At 63.9% G+C, this 23,486-nt stretch carries 19 protein-coding genes and 1 tRNA gene; 8 read left to right on the top strand and 12 right to left on the bottom strand.

Translation table 11 applies throughout. The annotated features are described in order from the left end of the window. The first annotated feature begins 263 nt into the window (after positions 1–263). A tRNA-Leu gene (locus tag ACIPY3_RS08340) sits at positions 264–349 on the top strand. Between the two features lie 186 nt (positions 350–535). On the opposite strand, the gene ACIPY3_RS08335 is transcribed toward ACIPY3_RS08340, so the two are convergent. Genes ACIPY3_RS08335 through ACIPY3_RS08325 form a run of 3 tightly spaced genes read right to left on the bottom strand, consistent with a single transcriptional unit; the run spans position 536 to position 4,142 of the window. After that, complete coding sequence (locus ACIPY3_RS08335; RefSeq protein ID WP_400332411.1) at positions 536–1,456, bottom strand: MaoC family dehydratase; 921 nt, start codon at positions 1,454–1,456, stop codon at positions 536–538. Beyond that, entirely contained in the window at positions 1,453–2,793 is a 1,341-nt protein-coding gene (locus ACIPY3_RS08330; RefSeq protein ID WP_400332409.1) for a 3-oxoacyl-ACP reductase, read from the bottom strand. The genes ACIPY3_RS08335 and ACIPY3_RS08330 overlap by 4 nt, the downstream gene beginning before the upstream one ends. Positions 2,794–2,801: 8 nt before the next feature. After that, the gene (locus ACIPY3_RS08325; RefSeq protein ID WP_400332406.1) at positions 2,802–4,142 is read right to left on the bottom strand and encodes an acetyl-CoA C-acetyltransferase; all 1,341 of its coding nucleotides are present in this window, start codon (positions 4,140–4,142) and stop codon (positions 2,802–2,804) included. Positions 4,143–4,304: 162 nt separating this feature from the next. On the opposite strand from ACIPY3_RS08325, the gene ACIPY3_RS08320 reads away from it, so the two are divergent. Next, the gene (locus tag ACIPY3_RS08320) at positions 4,305–4,937 is read left to right on the top strand and encodes a TetR family transcriptional regulator (RefSeq protein WP_400332624.1); all 633 of its coding nucleotides are present in this window, start codon (positions 4,305–4,307) and stop codon (positions 4,935–4,937) included. Positions 4,938–4,984: 47 nt separating this feature from the next. Next, on the top strand, positions 4,985–7,087 hold the full coding sequence (locus ACIPY3_RS08315; protein WP_400332403.1) for an acyl-CoA dehydrogenase: 2,103 nt from the start codon (positions 4,985–4,987) through the stop codon (positions 7,085–7,087). Positions 7,088–7,211: 124 nt separating this feature from the next. On the opposite strand, the gene glgA is transcribed toward ACIPY3_RS08315, so the two are convergent. Beyond that, complete coding sequence (gene glgA / locus ACIPY3_RS08310; protein WP_400332400.1) at positions 7,212–8,408, bottom strand: glycogen synthase; 1,197 nt, start codon at positions 8,406–8,408, stop codon at positions 7,212–7,214. Positions 8,409–8,501: 93 nt separating this feature from the next. Between glgA and glgC the strand changes: the two genes are divergently transcribed. After that, entirely contained in the window at positions 8,502–9,914 is a 1,413-nt protein-coding gene (gene glgC, locus ACIPY3_RS08305; RefSeq protein ID WP_400332397.1) for a glucose-1-phosphate adenylyltransferase, read from the top strand. 61 nt (positions 9,915–9,975) lie between these two features. Next, a complete protein-coding gene (locus ACIPY3_RS08300; protein ID WP_400332394.1) occupies positions 9,976–11,427 on the top strand; it encodes an SDR family NAD(P)-dependent oxidoreductase in 1,452 nt (483 codons plus the stop codon). A gap of 3 nt (positions 11,428–11,430) precedes the next feature. Here the strand turns inward: ACIPY3_RS08300 and ACIPY3_RS08295 are convergent, their stop codons facing one another. The 3 genes from ACIPY3_RS08295 to ACIPY3_RS08285 form a co-directional block, all read right to left on the bottom strand. Continuing rightward, positions 11,431–12,282 carry a transglutaminase N-terminal domain-containing protein gene (locus ACIPY3_RS08295; protein ID WP_397321818.1) on the bottom strand — a complete coding sequence of 284 codons (852 nt, stop codon included), beginning with the start codon at positions 12,280–12,282 and terminating at the stop codon, positions 11,431–11,433. After that, a complete protein-coding gene (locus tag ACIPY3_RS08290; protein ID WP_400332391.1) occupies positions 12,279–13,205 on the bottom strand; it encodes an alpha-E domain-containing protein in 927 nt (308 codons plus the stop codon). Before ACIPY3_RS08290 ends, ACIPY3_RS08295 begins: the two co-directional genes overlap by 4 nt. Before the next feature lie 64 nt (positions 13,206–13,269). Then, positions 13,270–14,826: a circularly permuted type 2 ATP-grasp protein gene (locus tag ACIPY3_RS08285; RefSeq protein WP_400332388.1), complete on the bottom strand. Its 1,557-nt coding sequence runs from the start codon at positions 14,824–14,826 to the stop codon at positions 13,270–13,272. A gap of 110 nt (positions 14,827–14,936) precedes the next feature. On the opposite strand from ACIPY3_RS08285, the gene pepN reads away from it, so the two are divergent. Further along, complete coding sequence (gene pepN / locus ACIPY3_RS08280; protein ID WP_400332385.1) at positions 14,937–17,540, top strand: aminopeptidase N; 2,604 nt, start codon at positions 14,937–14,939, stop codon at positions 17,538–17,540. A gap of 30 nt (positions 17,541–17,570) precedes the next feature. Here the strand turns inward: pepN and ACIPY3_RS08275 are convergent, their stop codons facing one another. The 5 genes from ACIPY3_RS08275 to ACIPY3_RS08255 all read right to left on the bottom strand — a co-directional run bounded on the left by ACIPY3_RS08275 (position 17,571) and on the right by ACIPY3_RS08255 (position 21,569). After that, entirely contained in the window at positions 17,571–18,665 is a 1,095-nt protein-coding gene (locus ACIPY3_RS08275) for a biotin/lipoate A/B protein ligase family protein (protein WP_400332382.1), read from the bottom strand. An 86-nt stretch (positions 18,666–18,751) separates the two neighbouring features. Then, positions 18,752–19,009, bottom strand: a complete 258-nt coding sequence (locus ACIPY3_RS08270; protein WP_009358283.1) for a type B 50S ribosomal protein L31 — start codon at positions 19,007–19,009, stop codon at positions 18,752–18,754. A gap of 151 nt (positions 19,010–19,160) precedes the next feature. Further along, positions 19,161–19,970 (bottom strand): TrmH family RNA methyltransferase, encoded by an 810-nt coding sequence (locus ACIPY3_RS08265; protein WP_400332379.1) that lies wholly within the window; start codon positions 19,968–19,970, stop codon positions 19,161–19,163. Positions 19,971–19,977: 7 nt separating this feature from the next. After that, entirely contained in the window at positions 19,978–20,763 is a 786-nt protein-coding gene (locus ACIPY3_RS08260) for a sulfite exporter TauE/SafE family protein (RefSeq protein WP_397321812.1), read from the bottom strand. A gap of 20 nt (positions 20,764–20,783) precedes the next feature. After that, positions 20,784–21,569: an ABC transporter ATP-binding protein gene (locus ACIPY3_RS08255; RefSeq protein ID WP_400332375.1), complete on the bottom strand. Its 786-nt coding sequence runs from the start codon at positions 21,567–21,569 to the stop codon at positions 20,784–20,786. A 110-nt stretch (positions 21,570–21,679) separates the two neighbouring features. Between ACIPY3_RS08255 and serB the strand changes: the two genes are divergently transcribed. Then, entirely contained in the window at positions 21,680–22,573 is an 894-nt protein-coding gene (gene serB / locus ACIPY3_RS08250; RefSeq protein WP_400332372.1) for a phosphoserine phosphatase SerB, read from the top strand. A gap of 277 nt (positions 22,574–22,850) precedes the next feature. Further along, on the top strand, positions 22,851–23,477 hold the full coding sequence (locus tag ACIPY3_RS08245; RefSeq protein WP_400332370.1) for a hypothetical protein: 627 nt from the start codon (positions 22,851–22,853) through the stop codon (positions 23,475–23,477). The last annotated feature ends 9 nt before the right edge of the window (positions 23,478–23,486 follow it).

The raw sequence follows: 23,486 nt of genomic DNA, 5'->3' as shown, positions 1-23,486 counted from the left end.
GTTCTCCTTGCGTGGCTGGGCTGCAGGTTCCGGTGACGCGCAGCGCGGACTCCGCCGCTGTGCTGTCCCGTGTCCCCTCAGCCTACTCATCGGATGGGCCAGGGTGCAGACATTCGGGCCACCCGTTGGAGCGGGCTCTACCGCACCACCGCGCACCGGCTGCCCGATTTCTGTGTTCCCCCAAAGCGTGTTAGAGTTTTTCTCGCTGCTTCGAAGGAAAGTAAAGTGCCGCACGGCGCAAACAGTTACTTCGGACACCACCTGCGCGGGTGGCGGAATGGCAGACGCGCTAGCTTGAGGTGCTAGTCCTCGAAAGGGGGTGGGGGTTCAAGTCCCCCTCCGCGCACCAATTCAAGGCCTGGAATTTTCGAATTCCGGGCCTTGATTGTTTTAGGCATTGTCGCAAAAATACCCGCTTGCGAGCTTGCTCACATTAATTGCCACCGGCGTCATGTGCCGAAATCCCGCTTTGTCATATACACGACGACGGCGGCAGTCACCATTGCTGACTGCCGCCGTCGACGTGCTCTGGGGCCTAGCCCGGCGCAGCAACACTGCCGATGAAATGGCGGCGTCCGCTGCGCGGATTCCAGGCGACGTACTCCGAGCGTTCCCAAGCCCCGGATGCCGCCTGGGTCGTGGAGATATCCAAAGCCACCCGCGCCGGCAGGAACACGGGGGCCTCGAAGGCCACGTCCCAAGTGAACGCTTCGGCCTTGACGGCGCCCACATCGGCCAACGCCCTGGACGCCAGGTACATGCCGTGGGCAATCGATCCGCGCAGCCCCAGGGCCTTGGCGGAAAGACCGCTCAAATGGATCGGGTTGAAGTCACCTGATACCGCGGCATAGCTGCGTCCCGTATCCACCCCGAGTTGCCAGAGAGCGGTGGGAAACGGGGGCTTGAAGTCCGTCTTTGCCGCACTGTTGGACGTCCCGGCCTTGTCGATTCCGGGCAGGAAGACGCCTTTGGCCAGGTAAGTGGAAACGCCACGCCACAGCAACACTCCCGAAGCGTGGGAACGGACTTCGGCCACCACATCCACTTGGGTACCTGCGCGGTGACCGTGGAGGTTTTCCGCCCAGGCCCTGATATCCAGCGCCTGGGTGAACTGGATAGGGCTGTACTGCTCCACGTGGTTCCTGAGATGGATCATCCCCAGCAGTGGCAACGGAAAGTCGTCACGGTTCATCACGCTCATGGCCACCGGGAAAGCCAGCGCGTGGACGAACCCGGCAGGAAGGATGTCGCTTGCCGTTTCACCCAGGAAATGCTGATAGGACGTGAGGTTTTCAACGTCCGCCGTCACGTCCCGGACCTCATGGCTCACGGCCGGAAGCTTCCTGCGCGGCGGGGTCCCCAGGACGCGCCTCCGGGCCGCGTTGGCGGCGGCATTGACGTAGAGCTTGGACAGCGACGGCAACTCCCCGAGGATGACGGGCTGGGCCTGGATCATGCGCCCACCAGTTGCTGTCCGCAGACTCGAAGGACCTCCCCGGAAATGCCCCCGGCGGAGTCGCTCGCGAGGAAGGCAATGGCTTCGGCCACATCCGTCGGCTGGCCGCCCTGCTTGAGGGAGTTCAGCCGGCGGGCCGCCTCCCTGATGGCCAGGGGCATCCGCGCGGTCATCTCCGTTTCGATGAAGCCCGGAGCAACAGCGTTGATGGTCCCGCCAAAGGAGGCCATCAACGGCGCGGTTGAACGCACCATGCCGATCACACCGGCCTTGGAGGCACCGTAGTTCGTCTGGCCCCGGTTGCCGGCGATGCCGCTGGTAGAGGCCACCGAGACGATGCGCGGGGCATCCTTGAAATGCCCGGACGCCAGGAGTGCCTCATTGATCCGCAATTGCGCGGCGATGTTCACGGCAATGACCGACTGCCACCGGCCCTGGTCCATGTTGGCGAGGAGGCGGTCCCGGGTGATGCCGGCATTATGCACCACGATGTCCAGCCTGCCGTGTCGCTCCACGGCGTGCTCGATGATCCGCTGCCCCGCATCGCTGCGGCTGATGTCCAGTTGCAGCGCCGTCCCGTGCACCTGGTTGGCCACCTCGGCCAGGTGGTCTCCGGCCGCAGGGATGTCCACCAACACCACTTTCGCGCCATCCCGGTGCAGGGTGCGGGCGATCGCGGCACCGATCCCCCGCGCCGCGCCGGTGACCACGGCGACTTTTCCTGCAAGGGGCTTGTCCGCCACAGCCGGCATCCGACCGGCCGCCGAGGTCACCGAAAGGAATTGTCCGTCGACGTAGGCCGAGCGACCGGACAGGAAGAACCGGACGGCCCCGAGGGCGGAGGGGCTGGTGGTGGCCAGGTCCTCCGCAAGCACGACGCCGTTGGCCGTAGCCCCCGACCGGAGCTCCTTCGCCAGGGAACGCAGCAGGCCGTCGATGCCTTGGCGGGCGGCGGCGGTTGCCGGCGACGAGGTTCCCTGGGGTGCCCGGGACACCGTGATGACCCGGCCGTTGGGTGCAAGGTCCCGGAGGGAAGCACCCACGGCAAGGACAGGCTTGCCCAGGTCCTCAGGGTGCTGCACTGAATCGAGGACCAGAATGATGGCGCCCAACTTTTCCTTGGGCAAGGCATTCCGGCGGACGTCCAGGCCCCAACCCAGCAAGGTGGTGGCGAGATCGTCGGCGCCCGCACTGTCCCCGTTGACCAACACCGGACCGGAGATCAACGGGGCACCGGGCTGGTAGCGACGCAACAGGACGGGCTGGGGCAGGCCAAGCTTCCTGGCCACGTCCCGGCCCAGCCCACCGCTGACGATTTGGGTGTATTTGTCCGTCATCGGGTCCCCTATGCAGCTTCCAGGATGGCGACGACGCCCTGGCCGCCCGCGGCGCAAACGGAGATGAGGCCGCGGGCCGGACGACCGTCCACCGTGCCCTTTCCGTGCAGCATTTTGGCCAGCGAGGCAACAATCCTGCCCCCGGTCGCCGCGAAGGGATGGCCTGCCGCGAGGGACGATCCATTCACGTTGAGCTTTGCGCGGTCCACCTTGCCCAGCGCACCGTCCAAGCCAAGTCGGGTGCGGCCAAAGTCTTCGTCCTCCCACGCCGCCAGGGTGCTGAGCACGGTCCCGGCAAAGGCCTCGTGGATTTCGAAGAAGTCGATGTCCTCCAAGGTGAGTCCTTGGCGTGCCAGAAGCCGCGGGACGGCAAATACCGGCGCCATGAGCAGCCCGTCCTTGCCATGGACAAAGTCGACGGCGGCGGCTTCACCGTCCACGACGGTGGCCAGCTTGGGCAGGCCACGGCTTTCCGCCCACTCCGCGCTGGCGAGCAGCACCGTCGAAGCGCCGTCCGTGAGCGGCGTCGAGTTGCCGGCGGTCATGGTGGCCTGGGATCCAAGGTTCTTTCCGAACACCGGTTTGAGCGCAGCGAGCTTCTCAAGGGACGTGTCCGGTCGCAGGTTCGAGTCGCGGTTGAGGCCACGGTAAGGGGTGATGAGGTCATCGAAGAAGCCGTGGTCGTAGGCGGAGGCGAGATTGTGGTGGCTGTTGAAGGCGAGTTCATCCTGGGCCTCGCGGGAGATCTTCCACTGTGCCGTAGTCAGGGCCTGGTGTTCCCCCATGGACAGTCCGGTGCGCGGTTCGCCGGTGTTGGGCGCATCCGGGGCCAGGTCCTTGGGCCTGATCTTTCCAAGGATGCGCAATTTCTGGACCGGGGTCTTGGCGCGGTTAAGGTCCAGGAGGATCTCCCGCAACCCCTCGCTGACTGCAATGGGGGCATCCGAGGCTGAGTCCACGCCGCCGGCAATGGCGGAATCGATCTGGCCCAGTTTGATCTTGTTGGCCAGGCCGAGGACCGTTTCAAGGCCGGTGGCGCAAGCCTGCTGCAGGTCGTACGCCGGAGTCTCCGGAGACAGCGCCGAGCCGAGGACCGCCTCACGGGTGAGGTTGAAATCCCGGGAATGCTTCAGCACGGCCCCTGCCGCGACTTCGCCGATGCGTTCATCCTGCAACCCAAAGCGTGCGATCAGCCCGTCCAGTGCTGCGGTGAGCATGTCCTGGTTGGACGACTTCACGTACGCACCGCCGGTGCGCGCAAACGGAATCCGGTTTCCGCCCACGATGACTGCCGAACGTGCTTGGAGCGGTTGCGGGCCTGCACCCGTGGTTACCTCTGTTGCAGCCATGCTTGTCTCCTCCTGAAAAGATGCCGGTTACTGATACCCAGCGTACCTGATACGCTGGGTATCGTGAACAGCGGTCCCGCAGATTTCCCACCTGCCCACCAAGGCGCCGGCCGAACCGGCGTCGAGCACTCCCCTGCAGCCGTCGCCGGGGCCGAAACCGCCATGGATGGCCGCACGGCCCGTTGGCAGTCCCACCGCGAAGAACGACGGCGGGCCTTGATCAAGACGGCGAGGAAGGCCGTCCACGCGCTCGGCAGCGACGCTTCCATGGAGGACATCGCTGGCGCGGCCGGAACCTCCAAATCGGTCTACTACCGGTATTTCGGAGACAAAGCGGGGCTGCAACAGGCCATGGGCGAAGTGGTTCTTGGGCAGATGCAACGCCGCATGAAGGACGCAGCCCAGTCGGCGCAGACTCCGCGTGAGGGGCTGTACGCCATGGTCTCCGCCTACCTCCAGATGGCCGAATCCAGCCCGAATGTCTATGCCTTCATTACCAGGCTGACCCCGGGAGAAGCCTCGGCGCAGGATGCCATTGCCGCATCCGGCGCCCTGGGCAACTTTTTCGAGCAGATCACCGGCATGATCGCCACTCCCATGCGTCAATACCTGGGGCCGGACAACGAGGCCCTCATCGAATATTGGCCTACGGCTGCGATCGGCCTGGTCCGGAACGCCGGCGAAATGTGGCTCGGAAGTGCCGCCACGCCCGCCAAGCCGGACCAGGCCACCATGGCCGCGAACATCACCGACTGGCTGTGCCTGGGCATCGCCCCACAGCTCAAGACCACCTGACACCAGCAAAGACGCAGCAGTTGTCCGGAACCAGAGAAAGAAGAAGCATGACCGACGTAGTGGATCGCGAATCATCAGCCCGGCAGGCGACCGCGGGCAACCCTGCACCCGGTGTCGAAGCCGTGCCCGCCGTGGACGTCGCGGCATTGGGCGAGCAACTCCTCGGCACGTGGGCCGGCGTCCGGCGCCAGGCCCGTGAACTCGCCGGCCGCCCCGAAGTCCGGAAGATCGAGGGCCTCACTCATACAGACCACCGCCACCGCGTCTTCGACCAGTTGAAGTACCTCGTGGACAACAACGCCGTCCACCGGGCTTTTCCGGTGCGCCTGGGCGGATCGGACGATCACGGCGGAAATATTGCCGGGTTCGAGGAGCTGGTCACCGCCGACCCTTCGCTTCAGATCAAGGCGGGCGTGCAGTGGGGGCTTTTCGGCTCCGCAGTGATGCACCTGGGCACGCAGGAACATCACGACAAATGGCTTCCAGGAATCATGAGCCTGGACATCCCCGGGTGCTTTGCCATGACGGAAACCGGTCACGGTTCCGACGTGGCAAGTATCGCCACCACAGCCACCTATGACGCCGCCAGCCAGGCATTCGTCATCAACACTCCGTTCCGGGCGGCCTGGAAGGACTACATCGGCAACGCCGCCAACGACGGCCTGGCTGCGGTGGTCTTCGCCCAACTCGTCACACGCAACGTCAACCACGGCGTCCACGCGTTCTACGTTGAGTTGCGCGATCCGGACACCAAGGAGTTCCTCCCGGGCATCGGGGGCGAGGACGATGGCATCAAGGGTGGGCTTAACGGCATCGACAACGGACGCCTGCACTTCACCAACGTCAGGGTTCCGCGGACCAACCTGCTGAACCGCTACGGCGACGTCGCCGCCGACGGCACCTACAGCTCCACCATCGAAAGCCCGGGCCGCCGGTTCTTCACCATGCTGGGCACGTTGGTCCAGGGGCGGGTTTCCCTTGACGGCGCCGCAGTGGCGGCCAGCAAGGTGGCCCTGAAGGCCGCCATCCACTACGCGGCAGAGCGCCGCCAGTTCAACGCGTCATCGCCCACGGACGAGGAAGTGCTGCTGGACTACCAGCGACACCAGCGCCGCCTGTTCACGCGGCTGGCCACCACCTACGCGGCAAGCTTTGCGCACGAACAGTTGCTCACGAAGTTCGACGACGTTTTCTCCGGAGCCCACGACACCGACGCCGACCGCCAGGATCTGGAAACCCTCGCCGCAGCCTTGAAGCCGCTCAGCACCTGGCACGCCCTGGACACCTTGCAGGAGTGCCGGGAAGCCTGTGGTGGGGCCGGGTTCCTCATCGAGAACCGATTCGCCTCCCTGCGGGCCGACCTGGATGTGTACGTGACCTTCGAAGGCGACAATACGGTTCTCCTTCAGTTGGTGGCCAAGCGGCTGCTGGCCGATTACGCCAAGGAATTCCGCAGTGCCGATTTCGGAGTGCTGGCCCGCTACGTTGTAGACCAGGCTGCGGATGTGGCGTTCCACCGGACCGGCCTTCGCCAAGTAGCGCAGTTCGTGGCTGATTCCGGATCCGTCCAGAAAGCCGCACTGGCCTTGCGGGATGAGGCCGGCCAGCGCACCCTGCTGACGGACAGGGTCCAGTCAATGGTGGCGGAGGTCGGGGCCGCGTTGAAGGGCGCCAACAAGCTTCTCCAGCACCAGGCGGCAGCGCTGTTCAACCAGCACCAGCATGAGCTCATCGAAGCCGCCCAGGCACACGCTGAACTGCTTCAGTGGGAGGCGTTCACCGAAGCCCTGGAATCGGTATCCGATGCCGGAACCAAGCAAGTGCTGACGTGGTTGCGTGATCTCTTTGGACTGTCCCTGATTGAGAAACACCTCTCGTGGTACCTCATGAACGGCCGCCTCTCCATGCAGCGCGGCCGCACGGTAGGCACCTACATCAACCGGCTGCTGGTGAAGATCCGCCCGCATGCCCTGGACCTCGTGGATGCCTTCGGCTACGGCCCGGAGCACTTGCGGGCTGCGGTAGCCACCGGTGCCGAGGCCACGCGCCAGGAGGAAGCCCGTACCTACTACCGGCACGAGCGAGCCAGCGGCAGCGCCCCAGCCGACGAAAAGGCCCTGATGGCGCTGAAAGCGGGCCGGCAACAGTGATTTTCGGGGTCTAGCAGTCCGGGCTGGCCAAGGGGTGAACAATTGCTGAAGCTTGGAAACCACGACGGCGCCGTCCCCACCTGAGGGGGCGGCGCCGTCGTGGTTTCGGCTGCTTCAGCGACGCTTAGGCGAGCACCGAGCGGTAGACCTCAAGGGTGGCCTCAGTGATGGATTCCCACGAGAAATGTTCCTCGGCCCGGCGCCGTCCTGCCACACCCATGGCGCGTGCACGGTCCGGATCGGTCACCACCTCGTTGAGGGCAGCGGCGAAGTCACGGACGAACTTCTCCGGGTCCAGCGGCGTACCCGTCCCGTCGGTGACCTGTTCCAGCTCCACCAGGAGCCCGGTGTTTCCGTGGTCCACCACCTCCGGGATGCCGCCGGTGGCACTGGCCACCACCGCCGCGCCGCAGGCCATGGCTTCAAGGTTGACGATGCCGAGGGGCTCGTAGATGGACGGGCAGGCGAACGCGGTGGCGTGGCTCAGGACCTGGATCAGCTCGCGCCGCGGCAGCATCCGTTCAATGAGGATGACGCCCTCACGCTGGCTCTGCAGTTCTTCGATGAGCTTGGCCGTTTCCGCGGCAAGTTCGGGGGTGTCAGCCGCGCCGAGGCAAAGAACCAGCTGCACGTCCCCGGGAAGGCTCGAGGCAGCGCGCAGCAGGTAGGGAACACCCTTCTGGCGCGTATTGCGGCCCACGAAGACCACACTTGGCTTGGCGGGATCGATGCCGAGCGCACGGATTGCGTCTTCTTCCTCGTCGCGCTCCCACAGGGACACGTCGATCCCGTTGTGGACCACGCGCACCTTGGCCGGATCGACGTTGGGATAGCTGCGGAGGATATCCTGGCGCATCCCCTCCGACACGGCGATGATCGCGGCCGCGGCCTCGTAGGCGGTCTTTTCCACCCACGACGAGAGCGCGTATCCGCCACCAAGTTGCTCGGCTTTCCATGGCCGCAACGGTTCAAGGCTGTGGGCACTGAGCACGTGGGGAATACCGTGCAGCAGCGACGCCAAGTGCCCTGCCATGTTCGCGTACCAGGTATGCGAGTGGACGAGGTCCGCCCCCGCAACGTCCGGAACGATCCTCAGATCGACGCCGAGGGTCTGCACGGCAGCGTTGGCCCCGTCCAGATCCCCGGGTGTCGCATAGGAGTCAACCGTTGCACCGTGGTAGTCGGCTTCGCGTGCCGCGCCGAAGGCCCGCACATGGAGGTCAACGTGCTTCGCCAGCACGCGGCTGAGCTCGGCAACATGGACACCGGCACCGCCATAAATTTCCGGGGGGAATTCTTTAGTCACAATGTCTATTCGCACGCTAACCAACGTAGTCGTTCAGCCGTATGTGTTCTAGTGTGAAAGAGTCCGGAAAATCGGACTTTTGGGGGCTACGAAGACGTACGGGGAGCTGTGACCATGGCGTTGAAGAAAGTTTTGGCAATCGTGTTGGCCGGTGGAGAGGGCAACCGCCTGATGCCGCTGACAGCAGACCGTGCCAAGCCAGCTGTACCGTTTGCCGGCGGTTACCGGCTTATTGACTTTGCACTATCGAATCTGGTCAATTCGGGATATTTGCGAATTGTTGTGCTGACCCAATACAAATCGCACAGCCTGGACCGCCATATCTCCGAGACCTGGCGCATGTCCACCCAGCTGGGGCGCTACGTCGCTTCCGTTCCGGCGCAGCAGCGGGTGGGCAAGAGCTGGTTCCTCGGCAGCGCCAACGCCATCTACCAATCCTTAAACCTGATCCACGACGACGCCCCGGACATTGTGGTTGTTGTGGGTGCTGACCACGTCTACCGCATGGACTTCTCGCAGATGGTTGAGCAGCACATTGCCAGCGGCGCAAAGGCCACCGTTGCAGCCGTGCGCCAGCCGCTGAACATGGCCAACCAGTTCGGCGTGATCGAGGTCGACCAGAACGATCCCCAGAAGATCGCCGCCTTCGTCGAGAAGCCCGCCAGCACGCCTGGGCTCGCGGCCGACCCCAGCCAGTTCCTGGCTTCCATGGGCAACTACGTCTTCAACGCCGACGCCCTGGTGGAAGCGTTGCATGTGGATGCCGAACGGCTGGACACCAAGCACGACATGGGCGGCGACATCATCCCGTATTTCGTGGACAAGGGTGAGGCAGGGGTCTACGACTTCACGCTCAATGACATCCCGGGCGCCACGGAGCGCGACCGCACGTACTGGCGCGATGTAGGAACCATCGATTCCTTCTACGACGCCCACATGGACCTGATCTCCCCCGTCCCCGTCTTCAACCTGTACAACTCCGAATGGCCGATCTACACCCGGCAGAGCATTTCCCCGCCGGCCAAGTTTGTCCGCGGCGAAAACAGCACGGTGGGAACAGCCCTGGATTCGATCGTTGCCAGCGGCGTGGTGATCTCCGGTGGCATTGTTGAGGGTTCGGTCCTGTCCAACGACGTCTTCGTCGAAGCCGGCAGCCGGGTCCAGGATTCCGTACTCATGGACAAGGTTCGCGTTGGGGAGGGTGCCGTGATCAAACGGGCCATCCTTGACAAGAACGTCAAAGTCCCCGCCGGTGCTGCCATTGGCGTGGATGCGGCCTTGGACAAGGCCCGGGGGTACAAGGTCACCGAATCCGGCATCACGGTGCTGGCCAAGGGCCAGGTGGTCCCGGAACCCGGCGAAGAAGAGCTGGCGCTTTCCGCCGAGTACCGCCGCAGCCTTCCTGAAGCCCTCAAGGCAGCAACGCAGGGCGATCCCGACATTCGCGACTCTGCCGAGAAAGTAGCCGCCGGGATCCAGGCGCGCGTGGTGGACGCAGCTTCCCAAGGCGCCGCGCACTGACGAAGCCCGCACCACCAACCCGAGGCAGGCCCCGGGGTCCCAAGGCTGTAAAATCAGGTCAATGAGCTCCACCGACCTGACGCCTGAGGAGATCCAGGCCTGCCTCAAGGTTTTAACCACCATCCATGCCTACGACGAAGAGCATCCGGACTATATTGCCGTCCGCCGTGCCACGGGCAAGATGTTCAAGGCGGTCAAGCGTCACCGGCGGGTGACCAAGCGGGACCTGATCGCGGAAGCGGACCGCGCGGTGATCGCCCTTACCGCCACAGCGGCCCCGGACCGCATTGACGACGAAACCCGGGGCAACAAGCTGGCCCCCTCGGCAACCGGTGAGGTAGCCGGTCACCTCATCCGGTCCCGGCCCTGCTATATCTGCAAACAGCACTACACCCAGGTGGATGCCTTCTACCACCAGTTGTGCCCGGAGTGCGCCGCATTCAGCCACAGCAAGCGGGATGCGCGCACGGACCTCACCGGGCGCAGGGCGCTGCTGACCGGCGGGCGGGCCAAGATCGGCATGTACATCGCGCTGCGACTGCTCCGTGACGGCGCCCACACCACCATCACCACGCGCTTCCCCAAAGATGCCGCGCGCCGTTTCGCGGCCATGGAGGACAGTTCCGAATGGCTGCACCGCCTGAAGATCGTGGGCATCGACCTCCGCGATCCGGCGCAGGTCATGGCACTGACGGATTCACTCAACGAGGCCGGTCCGTTGGACATCATCATCAACAACGCGGCTCAGACGGTGCGCAGGTCAGGCAATGCCTACAAGCCATTGGTGGACGCGGAGGACGAGCCGTTGCCCGCCGCCCTCGAAACGGCCAACGGTGGGCCCGAGTTGGTCACCTTCGGCCACGCCCACGACAAGCACCCGCTGGCCCTGGCGAGCAGCGTGACCGAGCACCCGGTCCTCGCCGGCGACGCCATTACCTCGTTGGCGCTGTCCACAGGGTCCGCTTCCCTGGAACGGATCGAATCCGGAACGGCGATCGATGCCGGTGGCTTGGTTCCGGACCTCGCCACGATCAACAGCTGGACGCAAGTGGTGGATGAGGTGGATCCGCTCGAGATGCTGGAGGTCCAACTGTGCAATGTCACGGCACCGTTCCTGCTGGTCAGCCGTCTTCGCGGCGCGATGAAGCGCTCCACGGCACGGCGGAAGTACATCGTGAATGTTTCCGCCATGGAGGGGCAGTTCTCCCGCGCCTACAAGGGGCCGGGCCATCCGCATACCAACATGGCCAAGGCAGCCTTGAACATGATGACGCGGACCAGTGCCCAGGAAATGCTGGACGCCGACGGTATCCTGATGACCGCCGTCGATACCGGATGGATCACCGACGAGCGGCCGCACTACACCAAGATCCGGCTCATGGAGGAAGGCTTCCATGCTCCCTTGGACCTGGTGGACGGCGCCGCCCGGGTTTACGATCCGATCGTGATGGGCGAGCAGGGCGAGGACCAGTACGGCGTCTTCCTCAAGGATTACAAGTCCTCGCCCTGGTGAGCACTACGCCAGGCGGGTAATCTCCACCGACACCGACAAACCGGAGCCGCCGCCGCCCGAAAGGATTCCCTTCAGCGGCGGCACATCCCGGTAGTCGCGCCCCTTGGCAACTGTCACGTGGTAGTCCCCCGCCGGCTTGTGGTTGGTGGGGTCCCAGCTGCGCCATTCGCCATCCCACCACTCCAGCCACGCGTGGGACTGGCCCGCCACGGTTTCGCCGATGTCCGCCGAGGACCTCGGGTGGATGTAGCCGGAGACGTACCGCGCCGGAATGCCGCAACTGCGCAGCGAGCCGATGGCCAGGTGTGCGAGGTCCTGGCAAACACCCTGACGCTGGGTCCAGGCCTGCTCGGCGTTGGTGGTGACTCCCGTGGTGCCCTTCATGTAGGTCATCTCACCGGCCATCCAGGAGAAGACCGCAAGTGCCGCCTCATGCGGGTTCTTGCCCTCGACGACGCCGGGAACCAGGCTGAGGACTTCCTCGCCCGGACCGCTGAGCCGTGACTGCGGCAACCAGTCGCTGAATTCGTCCTGGATCTTCGCGGAACGGATGACGTCCCAGCCAACAATATCGTCGTCGTTCGCCACCCGTTCAGTGCGGTGGACCTCCACAGTGGCAGTCGCCAGGACCTCAAGGTTCTCGTGCGGCATCTGCATGTCGAAGGCGGTAACGCGGGTACCCCAATAGTCGCGGTAGGTACTCACCGAGGCCTGGCTGGGGCTCACCTTCAGCGAGGACTCAAGGACCACTTGCTGGCCGTCCGTCAACGGCGTCATGCGGGCCTCGTTGTAGCTGAGGGTCACACGGCGGTTGTACTTGTAGGCGGTCTTGTGGACGATGCTCAACCGGGTCATGAAACTTCTCCCACCCAGGCGTGCTCATCAGCCTGATTGAAGTACTTACGGGAAATCGCGTCCGAGGCCTGCGTCACGGCCTTCTGCACACGTTCCATGTGCTCGGGAAGCTCGGACATCAGGTCGTCGGTCCGGTGGAACTCAAGGAAGGTGCGGGCTTGGCCCACGATCCTGCGGGCATCGTTGATGAAGCCAACGCGCTGGGCCGAGGGATCCAGTTTGGCCAAGGACTCGTCGGCATCACGCAGTGCGTAGACGATGGACCGTGGGAAGAGCCGGTCCAGGAGCAGGAACTCGGCGGCGTGCTGGTCACCGAAAGCGGCCCTGCGGGTCCGGATGAACGACTCGTACGCACCGGCGCACCGCAGCATGTTGACCCAGGACATGCCGGCCGACTGGACGTCGCGGGTGGAGAGCATGCGTGCGGTCATGTCCGCCCGTTCCAGGGAGCGGCCAAGCACCATGAACAGCCAGCTTTCGTCGTGGCTCACCGTAGTGTCGGCGAGGCCGCGGACCATGGCGGTTCGTTCCAGGACCCAGTTGCAGAACCGGTAGGTGCCCACCACGTCCTTGCGGTGCTGGTTAAGGCCGTAGTAGGTGGTGTTGAGGCTCTCCCAGAGCGACTGGGACACGGTCTCGCGGGCACGGCGTGCGTTTTCACGGGCGGCCCCGAGGGAACCGGCGATCGAGGACGCACTTTGCTTGTCGTAGGCCAGGGCATGCAGGAGTTCGGGCAGGCCGAAGTCCTCGTTTTGCGGCTTGGCGCCCATGACGGCAAGCAGGTCCCTTGCCACGGTGCGCTGTTCCTCAAGGGGCAAGTGGTTGAGGCGTTCCAAGTGGACGTCCAGGATGCGGGCGGTGCCATCGGCGCGCTCAACATAGCGGCCGATCCAGAAGAGTGACTCGGCAATACGGCTCAGCATGCGGCTGTGCCTCCTTCGCGTGGTGCTTGTCGAAGTTCAAGGGTGGGGAGGAACGGAACGCCGCTCACTGCTGTTGTTCCGTCTGCCGGTCCCGCCAGTTGCTTTCCACCGGCCACACGGACACCTGTTCGCGAACGGTCACTGATTGCCGTGGAATGAATTCGGACGGCATCTGCGGCGAATTGGCCAGTACCCACGTGTCCTTGGATCCGCCGCCCTGGCTGGAGTTCACAATCAGCGACCCCTCCTTGAGCGCCACACGGGTGAGTCCGCCGGGCAGGACCCAGACGTCGTCGCCGTCGTTCACTGCGAACGGACGCAAGTCCACGTGCCGGGGGCCGAACTTGTCTCCGGACAGCGTCGGAACCGTGGACAACTGCAGCACAGGCTGCGCGATCCAGCCTCGGGGATCGGCGATCACGCGCTTGCGCAAAGCATCGAGTTCGTCCCTGGAAGCATCCGGGCCAATGACCAGGCCCTTTCCGCCGGAACCGTCCACGGGCTTGACCACCAACTCTTCGAGCCGGTCCAAAACATGCTCCCTGGCTTCCTTTTCCTCGAGCCGGAAAGTGTCGACGTTGGCAATGATCGGCTCTTCGTGAAGGTAGTAGCGGATCAGGTCAGGGACGTAACTGTACACGAGCTTGTCGTCTGCGACGCCGTTGCCCACGGCGTTGGCGATCGTCACGCCGCCGGCCCGCGCTGCATTGACCAATCCGGGACAACCCAGCATGGAGTCGGAACGGAACTGCAACGGATCAAGGAAGTCGTCATCGATCCTCTTGTAGATGACGTCCACGCGCTGCTCGCCGGCGGTGGTCCGCATATAGACGCGGTTGCCGCGGCAGATGAGGTCGCGGCCTTCCACCAGTTCCACGCCCATGAGGCCCGCAAGGAGTGTGTGCTCAAAGTAGGCGCTGTTGAAGACCCCGGGCGTCAGGACCACCACTGTGGGGTCGTCCACGCCCGCCGGAGCTGTCTTGCGAAGAGCCGAGAGAAGCCTGCGGGGGTACTCCTCCACGGGACGGATATGCTGCTGGCCGAACGCCTCGGGAAGGCCCTTGGCCATCGCCTGGCGGTTTTCCAGGACATAACTGACGCCCGACGGGACGCGGACGTTGTCCTCAAGGACCCGGAACGTGCCCGCCGCATCACGGACCACATCGATGCCCGAAACGTGGACGCGGACACCGCCGGACGGTTCGAAGCCATGCACGGCGCGGTGGAAGTGCGCACTGGTGGTCACCAGTTGGCGCGGGATCACGCCGTCCGCCACCACCGCCATGCGCCCGTAGACGTCGTTGAGGAAGGCTTCGAGGGCCTTGACGCGCTGGGCCACACCGCGTTCCAGCACATCCCATTCGTCAGCCGGGATGACCCTGGGAACAATGTCCAGCGGGAACGGCCGCTCCTCGCCCGCATAGTCAAAGGTGACGCCACGGTCGAGGAAGCTGCGGGCCATGGAGTCGGCCCGGGCGGTGACATCCGCCAGGGAAAGCTCCTGCAGGGCGCCGGCAACCTGACCGTAGGATTTTCTGGCGACGTGGCCGTTGGCAAACATTTCGTCATAGGCACCGCTGCGCGCGGCGGCCTCTGAGTAATCCTGGAAGAGGTCAGACATGGGAAATAGACAATCACCTTTTTGGGTCGAGCGCATTTCGCGCTGATTGTGTCGCGGTTTCGCAGGCCTCCCGCGTCAGGCCGTCACCTGGCGCATGATTAGATGGCTGTGTGTCGAATCACAATTTGTCGCGCGAAGAAGCCGCTACCCGCTCAGCCCTGATCACCACCCATTCCTACGACGTCACCCTCGATGTCCGCAACGCGGCAGATCCCGCAGTCACCGGATACCCGAGCACCAGCACCATCGCCTTTTCCGCCGAGCCCGGCTCGGCCACTTTCCTTGATTTCATCGGCGGCACCGTTGAGTCCGTCGTCCTTAACGGCCGCGCCTTGGACGTCGCCCTGGCAGTAGACCAGGACCGGATCATCCTTGAAAGCCTTGCGGCAGAAAACGTGGTTACGGTCTCCGCGACGGCCCTCTACAGCCGTTCCGGCGAGGGCATGCACCGCTTCGTGGATCCCGCGGACGGCAAGTGCTACCTCTACACGCAGTACGAACCGGCGGACAGCAGGCGCGTCTTCGCCAACTTCGAACAGCCTGACCTGAAAGCCGAATTCACCGTCCACGTGATCGCGCCCACCGGATGGGAAGTTGCCTCCAACGGTGTTGAGGTGGCGCGGACGCCACTGCGCGACGATCCGTCCGCGGCCCTGTGGGACTTCGCCACAACGGCCCGGATGTCCACCTACATCACCACCGTTTTGGCTGGCCCGTACTTCAAGGCGACGGACCACTGGGGAGCAACGCTCGACGGCGGCACCCGCCTTGATGTTCCGCTGGCCCTTTACTGCCGCGCGTCTTTGGCTGGGTCCTTTGATGCCGGTGAGCTCTTCAAACTCACCAAGAAGGGCCTCGCGTTCTTCAATGAACTCTTCGATTATCCGTACCCGTGGGGGAAGTACGACCAAGCCTTCGTTCCCGAGTACAACCTTGGAGCCATGGAGAACCCCGGGCTGGTGACGTTCACCGAAAAGTACGTCTACGCGTCACGGGCAACGGACGCCCAGTACCAGGCACGTGCCAACACGCTCATGCACGAGATGGCCCACATGTGGTTTGGCGACTTGGTGACCATGACCTGGTGGGACGATTTGTGGTTGAAGGAGTCTTTCGCCGACTACATGGGCACGTTGGGCGTAGACCGGGCCACGGACTGGGACACCGCGTGGGTGAACTTCGCGAGCAAGCGCAAGGCCTGGGCCTATGTCCAGGACCAACTGCCCACCACGCACCCGATCGTTGCCGACATCCCCGACCTGGAGGCGGCCAAACAGAATTTCGACGGCATCACCTATGCCAAGGGCGCCTCGGTGCTCAAGCAATTGGTTGCCTACGTTGGATTCGACGCCTTCATTGCCGGATCCAGGCAGTACTTCCGCAACCACGAATATGGCAACACCTCCCTCCACGACCTCCTGCGCGCGCTCAGCGACGCGTCCGGGCGGGACCTAGCCGTGTGGGCCCGCCAATGGCTTCAGACATCCGGCATCTCCACGATCGGTGCCGAGATCGTCGAGGACAACGGCATCCTTGGGGCCGTGACACTGACGCAGGATGCGGTGGACCCGCTGACCGGAGACCAGGAATTGCGTCCCCACCGGATGCGGATCGGGCTGTACGACCCGGACCAGGACGGCGCTTTGGTCCGCGTGGACAGCATTGAGGTGGATGTGGCCGGCCCGCGGACCTTGGTGGACGGGCTTTCCGGAAAACCCCGCCCGGCCCTGCTCCTGGTCAATGATGACGATCTCAGCTATGCCAAGGTCAGGCTGGACACGGTTTCAGAGCAGACCGTCCGTATGTCCCTGCACCGCATCCAGGACCCCATGGCGCGCGCGTTGTGCTGGACAGCCCTGTGGGACGCTGCGCGGGACGGCGTGACGCCATCGTCGCAGTACGTGTCCGCCGTAGAACAGTTCGCTCCTGCGGAAACCGGCATCGGCGTGCTCCTCAACGTGCTGGCCAATGCCGCCTTTGCTGCCGGGCGCTACGTTCCGGCTCCCCAGCGGGACAAGGTCAGGTCCGGGTTCCTGTCCGTGGCAGCGCGCCAACTTCGCGCTGCACTGCCTGGCTCGGACCAGCAACTGGCTTGGGCGCGCACCCTGGCAGATATGTCACGGCATTCGGACCGGGAACTTCCGCTGGTGATGGGCCTGTTGGAGGGCGGCGTGGTGATCGATGGCCTGACGGTGGATGCGGAGCTTCGGTGGAGCCTCTGGCAGGCGCTGGCGGCGCATGGGCAGGCTTCCCAGGAGCAATTGGACGCAGAGCTGGTGGGTGACCGAACGGCTTCGGGCCATGAAGGACACGCGCTGGCCATGGCGGCCCGGCCGGACGATGCTGTCAAGGCGTCCGCCTGGAAAGCCGCCGTTCTTGGCTCGGAGCTCTCCAACGAGATCCTGTCGGCCACCATCAACGGCTTCATGGTGGCGCCCACCGCGCTGCTCGACCCCTATATCGAACCGTACTTCCAGGCTCTTGAGACGGTGTGGGCAGAGCGTTCCATCGAGATCGCCGGCCGGATTGTCCGGGGCCTGTTCCCCGCTTCCCAGGACCTCCCGGAGGGGACCGACCCTGTCGCCCACCCCGTGGTGCTACGGACCGACCAGTGGTTGCAGGAGCACGCAGACGCGCCCCGCGCCCTGCGCCGGATCATCATCGAGCAGCGCAGCCACCTGCTGCGCGCCCTGACAGCGCAGGCAGCAGGCTGACATCCACCCTTGCAGAGGAGGCAGCCGGGGTCAGGGAACGCGGTTGAGCCATTCGGCGGTGCCGAACTTGGTGTCCACCCGTTTCCTGGCCTCGGTCAACTCGGCATCCGTCAGGTGCGACACGACGGCACCGTAGCGCTCTGTAAAGACCTCCTGCATGGCGTCGATAATGGCCGTCCGGGCGAGGCCTGTTTGCCTCCTCAAGGGGTCCACCCGTTTCTTCGCACTGCGGGTTCCCTTGTCGGAGAGCTTCTCCTTGCCGATCCGCAGGACGTCCACCATCTTGTCCGCATCGATGTCATAACTCATGGTCACGTGGTGCAGCATGCCGCCGTTCGCCAGCCGCTTCTGGGCCGCGCCACCGATCTTGCCTTGGTCCGTGGCGATGTCATTGAGCGGCACATAGAAAGCACTGATGCCGAGCTTCTCCAGGGCGGCCATGACCCAGGAGTCAAGGAAGGCGTAGGAGTCGGCGAAGCTGATCCCGTCAACCAGGGTCTGCGGCACGTAGAGGGAGTAGGTGATACAGTTGCCCGCCTCCATGAACATGGCCCCTCCCCCGCTGATGCGGCGGACCACTGTCACCCCGTGCCTCGCGACACCCTCCGGATCCACCTCGTTGCGGACGGACTGGAAGCTCCCGATCACCGCGGAGGGTTCCGCCCAGTCCCAAAAACGGAGGGTGGGATTCCGGAGTCCAGCGCCCACCTCCTCGGTCAGGACTTCGTCGAGGGCCACGTTGACAGGTGTCGGAAGGACTGACGGAGGGATAACGTCCCATTGGTGGTCCGCCCATCCCGTGGCCTTGGACAAGGCCCTCCGGACGGTGACGGCCACGGCCTCCGCCGAGAAGCCAAACAGCACTGCCCCCTCCGGAACCCGCGAGTTGACGGCGGACGCGATCTCCGCAGCCGACGATTCAGCGGGGAGCCCGGTGAGAGCCGTGTTGATGTCCAGGAGTGCTTCGTCGGGTTCAAGGAAGAAGTCTCCGCTCACGGAGACATTCGCAAACCGGCCCTCGACGACGTCCAGATCAACCACAACCAGCTTCCCGCCGGGAACTTTGTACTCCCCGTGAAGGTGCGTGCCGTCGTCGTTCATTTCCTGTGCTGGGAGGGAAGTCATGGTTTCCATCTTGCCGGAAAACGCAAAAGCCCGCCTCGCCGGAAACCGGTGATGCGGGCCTTCGAGAAGACTTGGGGTGAAGTGGGTTACTTCTTGCCGCCGAAGCCCTTGAAGCGAGCGTTGAAGCGCTCGACGCGGCCAGCGGAGTCCATGATGCGCTGCTTGCCCGTGTAGAACGGGTGGGACTCCGAGGAGATTTCGACGTCGATGACCGGGTAGGTGTTGCCGTCTTCCCACTCGATGGTCTTCGAGGAAGACACGGTGGACTTGGTCAGGAACTTGACGCCGGAAGCCAGGTCGTTGAAGACAACAGCTTCGTACTTCGGGTGGATATCAGACTTCATAATTGGACCTTTGTTCGCGCAGCTGGATTTTGCCAGCTGCCAGGTATGAATGGAGGTGGTCCGTAGATGCCATAACTCATTTCAACGTCCGGACCAACAAACCATCCTACCTGATGCTTTCCATCTGCACGAACCAGTGGGCGGCCCCGCGTCAATCGCGGGGACGCAGCTCCCAGAAAGCCACCGCCGAGGCAGCGGCGACGTTGAGGGAGTCGACGCCGGCACGCATGGGAATCTTCACTGCAAGGTCGACGGCGGCGAGCGTCCCGGCGCTCATGCCGGCTCCTTCGGTGCCGAGCACCAACGCGAGCTTGGGGATCTCCCGGGCCGCCAGTTCGTCAAGGTCCAGGGCGTCATCCGTTAGTTCCATGGCCGCGACAGTAAAACCTTGCTCCTGCAGCAGCGCCAGATCCCCGGGCCAGTTTTCCAACCGGGCCCAAGGAACTTGAAATACGGTCCCCATGCTGACGCGGACGCTGCGCCGGTACAGCGGGTCACCGCAGCGCGGCGAGACAAGGACTGCATCCACGCCGAGGGCCGCCGCGGAGCGGAAGATGGCACCCACATTCGTGTGGTCCACGATGTCCTCGAGCACCGCCACTCGCTGGGCGCCGGCGAGCAGTTCCGGCAGGGCTACCGGGGCAGGCCGGTGCATGGCAGCCATCGCGCCCCGGTGCAGGTGGAAGCCGGTGATCTCTTCCAGCAGGGAGGCTTTGCCAATGAAGACCGGAACCTCGGGGTATGCCTCGAAGACGTCCGCGAGGTCGTCGATCCATTTCTCCGCCAGGAAGAAGGACCGTGGCTGGTGCCCGGCAGCCAGTGCACGGCGAAGCACGCGGGACGACTCTGCGATGTACATTCCCTCTTCCGGCTCACGCAGCTTGCGCAAATGGACATCTGTCAGCGTCGTGTAGTCGGAGACGCGGGGGTCGTCCGCAGCTTCGAGATAGTGGAAGGTCACGATGGGTTTACTTCAGGAGATTGGCGATCATGAAACCGAGGGCCACAATGCCGAGGGTGAAAATGACGCTGCGGAGGACTTTCGGCGAGAGTTTGCGGCCCACCTTCGAGCCAACCAGGCCGCCAATGGTGGAGCTCACGGCAATGAGGAGGACCACCAGCCAGTCGATCCGGTCGAAGGCGAAGATCAGGTAGGAGATGGCCGCCACCATGTTGACCGTGAGCGTCAGGATGTTCTTCATGGCATTGGCGTTTTGCATGGTGCCGGACATGAACACGCCAAGGATGCCTACCAGGAGGATTCCCTGGGCTGCAACGAAGTAGCCGCCGTAAACGCCGGCGAGGTAGATGAGGACCACCAGGAGGATGCCGTGGCTCTTGTCCTTGAGGGCGTGCTCCGGGTTCTGCTCGCGGTTTTTTATCCAGCCCTGCAGCTTCGGCTGGAACAGCACCATCAGCAAGGCCGCAACCAGCAGCACCGGTGCGACATAGCCAAAGACTTTCTCCGGCAAATGAAGGAGGAGCCAGGCGCCGGTAATGCCGCCAAGGAGGGAGGCCGGCATCAACTTCATCAGTTGCCTGCCCCGGCCCTTCAGCTCGCGCCGGTAGCCCCAGGCGCCAGCTGCGGTGCCTGCGACGAGGCCCATGGCATTGCTCATGGAGGCCACCACGGGAACCACACCGAGTGCGATAAGTACCGGGAAGGTGACCAGGGTGCCGGATCCCACGACGGCGTTGATGGTGCCCGCCCAGAGGCCAGCGAAAAAGACCAGGATGCTGCTAAGAATTTCCATAGTGAATATGCGTTTCCGGCCTAGCGGCGGGCAGTGGCCGTGTAGCGGCCAGCGTTTTCGGTGACGTCCAGCTCAAGGCCGAAGGTGCTGCTGAGGTGTTCATTGGTCAGGACGTCGTTGATGGGCCCCGCGGCCACCACTTCGCCTTCGCGCAGCAACATGGCATGGGTGAAGCCCGGCGGCACTTCCTCAAGGTGGTGCGTCACGAGGACCATTGCCGGGGAGGCTTCGTCCTGGGCAAGTTCGCCCAGCTTGTGGACCAGTTCCTCGCGTCCGCCAAGGTCCAGCCCGGCCGCGGGCTCGTCGAGGAGCAGGAGTTCGGGGTCGGTCATGAGTGCCCGGGCGATCTGGACGCGCTTGCGCTCTCCCTCGGACAGCGTGGCGAAGGTCCTGTTCAGCAGCGGCCCCATCCCCCAGTCGTTCAAGAGACCAAAGGCGCGGCGTTCGTCGTCGCGCTCGTAGCCTTCGCGCCAGCGGCCCGTGACACCGTAGGCCGCGGTGACAACGACGTTAAGCACGTTCTCGTGCTCGGGGATCTGGGTGGCAAGGGCAGCCGAAGAGAGGCCGATCCTGGGGCGGAGTTCGAAGACATCCACACGGCCCAGGGTTTCGTCGAGGATGCCGGCCTTGCCGCTGCTGGGATGAAGACGTGCGGCAGCAATCTGCAGAAGCGTGGTCTTGCCCGCGCCGTTGGGTCCCAGGATGACCCAGCGTTCGCCCTCGTTGACCTGCCAGTCCACTTTGTCCAGCAGGGTTTTTTTGCCTCGGACAACGCTGACGGAAGCCAATTCCAGAACATCACTCATAGCAGTAGACACTAGGACAAAAATGAACATGACTGATAACCGGCACTTGTCCTTGTTTACCAGGCGAAACCAATTCGGGTACATATAGCCGCCTCGCTAGGATTGAGGGCATGACTTCGAACTTGGCTGCGGTCAGCTATGGCATGACATTGTCCCCCGAATCCCTTGATGGCGTGCGCAAGGCACTCACGGGCGCCGGCGTCACAGTGTCAGCAGAATCACAGTCCGGTGACGGGCGTTACGCAGTGCATACCGCTGAACTCAACGTCGCCGCAGCCACGGCAGAAGACGTGGCTGCATTGCGCCGCACTGTTGCCGGGGTGGATGCTCCAGGCATGGATACGGCGCTGGTGCCCGAAAGCCTCCGGAAGGCGTCGCGGAAGCTGCTCATCATGGACGTCGACTCCACTCTCATCCAGCAGGAAGTCATTGAACTGCTTGCTGCCTACGCCGGCAAGCGGGAGGAAGTCGCGGCCGTCACCGAAGCGGCGATGCGCGGCGAACTCGACTTTGCCCAAAGCCTTCACGCCCGCGTCGCAGTACTGGCAGGCTTGCCGGTCGACGTCGTGAATTCCGTTCGTGCCGAGGTGCGCCTCAGCCTGGGTGCGGCAGAGCTCGTTGCCGCGTTCAAGGCGGCCGGCCATGTGGTGGCTGTTGTTTCCGGCGGCTTCAACCAGATTCTTGGTCCGCTTGCCGGGGAACTCGGCCTCGATTACTGGATTGCCAACGAGCTTGAAATCGTCGACGGCGCGCTGACGGGCAAGGTGCTGGGCGCTGTCATTGACCGCGCCGCAAAGGAAAAGTACCTGCGGGAGTGGGCTGCAGCCGAAGGCATCGACCTTGAGCACACCATCGCCGTCGGCGACGGTGCCAATGACCTCGACATGCTGGGGGCCGCTGGGATCGGCGTGGCTTTCAACGCGAAGCCGGCCGTACGGGCCGTGGCGGACGCGGCCATCAACATGCCTTACCTCGACGCGGTCCGGCATATCGCCAACGTCTGAGCCGGATTTCCTCGCCGCCGTGGTCGAGGAGAACGGTTCCGCGGATCCAGCGATGCATGCGGCCGTTTCTCCGTGGATGAATCGTCGTCACGAACCGGGGTTCCCGACACTTAACTGTTGTGTCCGGCTGCCATGGTCCGGCGACTCGTTGACAGAGGTTCCTTCGATGAGGTGCTGCCTGGCGTCCCATCGTTGACCCAGGAGCATCATGAACCATATCTTCACGTCTGCAACGCACCATGTGGCCGTCAGGACCACATGGACGCCAGGACGGTAAGTGGAAGGTTCACAGCGCACCTGGAAATGGTGGAGACGCCTTACTGAAGGTCCCCTTGCCGATGGGTCCCCTGACCCGACAACAGGTTCTGCCTCCTTCCTGGAAGAGGTACTCAAGGAAGAAGACCCTGGCACGGGCACGCCCCATGGGAAGGCGGTGGTTGGGGAGCCGGGTTTCCTGGAGGTTCCGTTCCGCGAATCCACCACCGATTACTTCCCGCAACCCTCCACCAAGGAAACAGAACAGGAAGATCGGAATATGAGTTCACTTGACGAAGCCGTAAAGCAACTACTGTCCATTGAAGGCGCCACCGGTGCCGCCGTGGTTGACTACACCAGCGGCATGGCTTTGGCCCAGGGCGGAAGCCCCGGCTTCGATCTCGGCGTCGCGGCGGCAGGCAATTCGAATGTGGTCAGCGCAAAACTGCGCACCATGTCCGACCTGAACCTGGAGAGCGATATCGAAGACATTCTCATCACGTTGGATACCCAGTACCACTTGATCAACGTGTTGAACTCGGCCGGCTCCAAGGGCTTGTTTGTCTACCTGGTATTGGACCGCACCTACGCGAACCTTGCCTTGGCCCGCCACAAGCTCAAGAACCTGGCCAAGGGCATCACCATCTAGTGTCACCGA

It is taken from the genome of Paenarthrobacter sp. NPDC089714, from assembly GCF_044748905.1.
In the GTDB taxonomy this organism is placed as follows: domain Bacteria; phylum Actinomycetota; class Actinomycetes; order Actinomycetales; family Micrococcaceae; genus Arthrobacter.
Note: the sequence above shows the minus strand (reverse complement) of the source record. Positions and strands in the feature narration are given on the sequence as shown.